This window comes from Caballeronia sp. (genome assembly GCF_028292365.1).
Lineage (GTDB): Bacteria > Pseudomonadota > Gammaproteobacteria > Burkholderiales > Burkholderiaceae > Caballeronia.
Genome location: NZ_JAQGMM010000457.1, coordinates 1 through 3,820 on the forward strand (window position 1 = coordinate 1; position 3,820 = coordinate 3,820).

5 protein-coding genes are annotated in these 3,820 nt (G+C 57.6%); all 5 read left to right on the forward strand.

Annotation, left to right across the window (positions count from 1 at the left end):
• Nucleotides 1-331: 331 nt before the first annotated feature.
• Entirely contained in the window at nt 332-574 is a 243-nt protein-coding gene (locus tag JWR14_RS26850; protein WP_299714691.1) for a hypothetical protein, read from the forward strand.
• A gap of 173 nt (nt 575-747) precedes the next feature.
• Entirely contained in the window at nt 748-1,230 is a 483-nt protein-coding gene (locus tag JWR14_RS26855; RefSeq protein WP_299714694.1) for a low molecular weight protein-tyrosine-phosphatase, read from the forward strand.
• Nucleotides 1,231-1,379: 149 nt separating this feature from the next.
• On the forward strand, nt 1,380-1,907 hold the full coding sequence (gene iscR, locus JWR14_RS26860) for a Fe-S cluster assembly transcriptional regulator IscR (protein WP_213763320.1): 528 nt from the start codon (nt 1,380-1,382) through the stop codon (nt 1,905-1,907).
• An 86-nt stretch (nt 1,908-1,993) separates the two neighbouring features.
• Nucleotides 1,994-3,217, forward strand: coding sequence for an IscS subfamily cysteine desulfurase (locus JWR14_RS26865; protein ID WP_299714698.1), 1,224 nt, complete (start codon nt 1,994-1,996; stop codon nt 3,215-3,217).
• 82 nt (nt 3,218-3,299) lie between these two features.
• Nucleotides 3,300-3,728 carry a Fe-S cluster assembly scaffold IscU gene (gene iscU, locus JWR14_RS26870; RefSeq protein WP_299714701.1) on the forward strand — a complete coding sequence of 143 codons (429 nt, stop codon included), beginning with the start codon at nt 3,300-3,302 and terminating at the stop codon, nt 3,726-3,728.
• Nucleotides 3,729-3,820: the final 92 nt, after the last annotated feature.

Genomic DNA, 3,820 nt, shown 5'->3' on the forward strand with positions numbered 1-3,820 from the left:
CACCAAGGCGGACGAAGCGAGAATCAGGCTTGTAATAGTGAGTTTCATCATGAGCGGAAAGGCATTCCTTAAACTAATTACCGTATCTGACAGTTTCGCGGAGCGTATGTCGCAAGAAGTTTGTAAAGTTTTATCTCCGCGGTTACAGAGTGAAAGTGGCAGGAATTGCTCACGAGCCAGCAAATGCAACGCTGACGCGGCATACGTTGTTGACAGGACTGCAACAATGCTTTGTGCAGGGCCATCTTTATGGGCTAAGGAGAAACCCTTAAGATTACAAATGTCCGGAAGTGGGCCCGTCAGCCCACAGGACCTGAGAAGGGGTTTGAAAATGAAAAAGACAATATCGACCTACTGGCCCATCACGATGCTCGTGCCGCTCGCACTCGCTGGCTACTGTCACGCGATTCACCCGGTTTCCGGGGCTGCAGCACCCCATCTGCAAAGTGCCGCCACCGTCAGCGCCGAATTTGCCCGCGCGATTTCGCTGGGACTCGTCGGATCCGATAACGCGAGCAACGGGTATCGACCTGCTAATGGGACGTCGGCTACGGCTGTTTCGCAGACGTTCTGAATAAGCGCGACCGGGTAGGACCGAGGGCGACCGCGTAGGGCCGCTCGGGCGCACAAACGCCGTCCTTTGTATAATTCGGGACTGCTTTGCGTGGACTCGTCTGGTTGAGGCGGCGCAACCGCGCTGCGAGTCGAACTCAAGTTCGCGTTAAAGCCAAACGATGCTGGGATCTGATGAACACTATCGCCGTCTGTTTTGTGTGCTTGGGCAACATCTGCCGTTCGCCGAGTGCCGAAGCGGTGATGCTGCATCAGGTAGGCAAGGCCAGGCTATCTGACAAGATCGTGGTGGATTCCGCCGGTACCGGCAATTGGCATATTGGCCAGCCGCCCGACGAGCGCGCTCAGCGGGCAGCCAGGAAACGTGGCTACGACTTGTCGCCGCTGCGTGGCCGCCAGGTCAGCCGCGAAGATTTCGCACGGTTCGATCTGCTGATCGCGATGGACGATGCCAACGCCGCCGCGCTGACCGAAGCGTGTCCGCCGGAATATCGCGACAAGATCCGGTTGTTGATGGAATTTGCGATTCGCGACGACAGCCGGGTGGTGGTCGACCCTTATTTCGGCGGCGACGAAGGCTTCGAGCGTGTGCTCGATCAGTGCGAGGATGCCTGCGAAGGCTTGCTGAGAGCGCTTCGCACGCAATTGGTGGCCTGAATGCCGCCATCGAAAGCGGGTTTCATTTGGCGCAATATCTCAGCAAATTCCTAAGAAAATGGCTGTAGATACTTGACTAAATCCGTAGGCTATTTATACTTGACCAAAATCATCCAGTATTAGCCGTAGCCCCCGGTAGCTTACAAATTATGAGACTCACCACGAAAGGCCGTTTCGCCGTCACGGCGATGATCGACCTGGCTTTACGCCAGGAGCAGGGCCCGGTGACGCTGGCAGGAATCAGCCAGCGCCAGCATATCTCGCTGTCCTATCTCGAGCAGTTGTTCGGCAAGTTGCGCCGGCACGAGATTGTCGAATCAGTGCGCGGTCCGGGCGGTGGTTACAATCTTGCCCGCCGTGCGGAGAACGTCACGGTCGCGGACATCATTATTGCGGTGGACGAGCCTATCGACGCCACGCAATGCGGTGGCAAGGGTGCTTGCGAAGGTACCAAGCAGCACGACGGCCACTGCATGACCCACGAACTCTGGTCCACGCTCAATCAGAAGATGGTCGAGTATCTCGACTCGGTCTCGCTGAAAGATCTCGTCGACCAGCAGCGCGCACGCGAAGGATCGCCGGCGGTTCTACGCGACCGGCGCACCGAATCGGCGGGCGTGGAGCCAGTGCGCGTAGCGCCGAAAGGGCCGAATTCCGTTTTCAACCTGGCCGGCTGACGGCTGCCGCTTTATTGAGCGTCTATTCAATATTGCGGCCGTCTCGCCTTGAACGAGCCAATTGAGTTAAATCCCCGGAGCAACTGATGAACAACGCCATTCCCCACCTGCCCATTTACATGGACTACAGCGCAACGACCCCGGTCGATCCGCGCGTGGTGGACAAGATGATTCCGTATTTGCGCGAGCAATTCGGCAATCCGGCATCGCGTAGCCACCAATACGGTTGGGACGCGGAGCGGGCGGTCGAGGAAGCGCGCGAGAACGTCGCGAAGTTGGTCAATTGCGACCCGCGTGAAATCATCTGGACGTCGGGCGCCACCGAATCGGACAATCTCGCCATCAAGGGCGCGGCGCATTTCTACAAGAGCAAGGGCAAACACATCATTACGGTGAAGACCGAGCACAAGGCTGTGCTCGATACCTGTCGTGAACTTGAACGCGAAGGTTTTGAAGTCACGTACCTCGATGTGAAGGACGACGGTTTGCTCGACCTGGACAAGCTTCAGGCCGCTATCCGCCCGGACACCATCCTGGTATCCGTGATGAGCGTGAACAACGAGATCGGTGTAATTCAGGACGTGGCCGCGATCGGCGAGATCACGCGTGCGAAGGGCATCATTTTCCACGTCGATGCAGCGCAAGCGACCGGCAAGATCGAGATAGATCTGCAAAAGCAGAAGGTCGACCTGATGTCGTTTTCGGCGCACAAGACGTACGGCCCGAAGGGTATCGGCGCGTTGTTCGTGCGTCGTAAGCCGCGCATTCGCATCGAAGCGCAAATGCACGGCGGCGGTCACGAGCGCGGCATGCGTTCGGGTACGCTGGCCACGCATCAGATCGTCGGTATGGGCGAGGCTTTCCGGATCGCACGTGAAGAAATGGCGGTGGAAAACGAGCGCGTCCGCATGTTGCGCGATCGCTTGCTGAACGGCTTGAAGGAGATGGAAGAGGTCTATGTGAACGGCGACATGGAAATCCGTGTGCCGCATAACCTCAACATCAGCTTCAACTTTGTTGAAGGCGAGTCGCTGATCATGGCGGTGAAGGACGTGGCGGTGTCGTCGGGTTCGGCTTGCACGTCTGCTTCGTTGGAGCCGTCGTATGTGCTGCGGGCTCTCGGGCGCAACGACGAACTCGCGCACAGTTCGATCCGTTTCACGGTTGGCCGCTTCACGACCGAGCAGGATGTCGATTACGTGATTAACTTGCTCAAGAGCAAGATTCAGAAATTGCGCGATCTGTCGCCGCTTTGGGAAATGCATAAGGATGGTATCGACATTTCGTCGATCGAGTGGGCTGCGCACTAAAGCGCTTGTCTGGCCGCTTTGACCGGCGGCTCATTTGCGCTCATGTCAGAACGCACACGCATACGAATTCAAGGAGTTGATCATGGCTTATAGCGACAAGGTTCTGGACCACTACGAAAACCCGCGCAATGTTGGTTCGTTCGGCAAGGACGACGACACCGTTGGCACCGGCATGGTCGGTGCGCCGGCCTGCGGCGACGTGATGAAGCTGCAGATCCGCGTGGGTGCGGATGGCGTAATCGAAGATGCGAAGTTCAAGACGTACGGCTGCGGTTCGGCTATTGCTTCCAGCTCACTCGTGACCGAGTGGGTGAAGGGCAAGACGCTGGATCAGGCGCTGACGATCAAGAACACGCACATCGCCGAAGAACTGGCGCTGCCGCCGGTGAAGATTCACTGTTCGATCCTGGCTGAAGACGCAATCAAGGCCGCCGTTGCTGACTACAAGCAACGTCATGGCGCGAGCACGGCGGAAGCTGCTCCGGTTGAGTCCAAGCAACACGCGGCTTAAGCGGCTTAAGCGGGACTCGCAGGATCGCAATATTCGGGAAGGGCGCTTCGGTATCGTGTCGATCGGGCGCTCTGGTTTTCGATTCAAAGCAA

Bases quoted from the DNA above. Each gene is read 5' to 3' on its own strand.
- JWR14_RS26850 (WP_299714691.1), top strand. From the start codon at position 332: ATGAAAAAGACAATATCGACCTACTGGCCCATCACGATGCTCGTGCCG.
- JWR14_RS26855 (WP_299714694.1), top strand. From the start codon at position 748: ATGAACACTATCGCCGTCTGTTTTGTGTGCTTGGGCAACATCTGCCGT.
- iscR (WP_213763320.1), top strand. From the start codon at position 1,380: ATGAGACTCACCACGAAAGGCCGTTTCGCCGTCACGGCGATGATCGAC.
- JWR14_RS26865 (WP_299714698.1), top strand. From the start codon at position 1,994: ATGAACAACGCCATTCCCCACCTGCCCATTTACATGGACTACAGCGCA.
- iscU (WP_299714701.1), top strand. From the start codon at position 3,300: ATGGCTTATAGCGACAAGGTTCTGGACCACTACGAAAACCCGCGCAAT.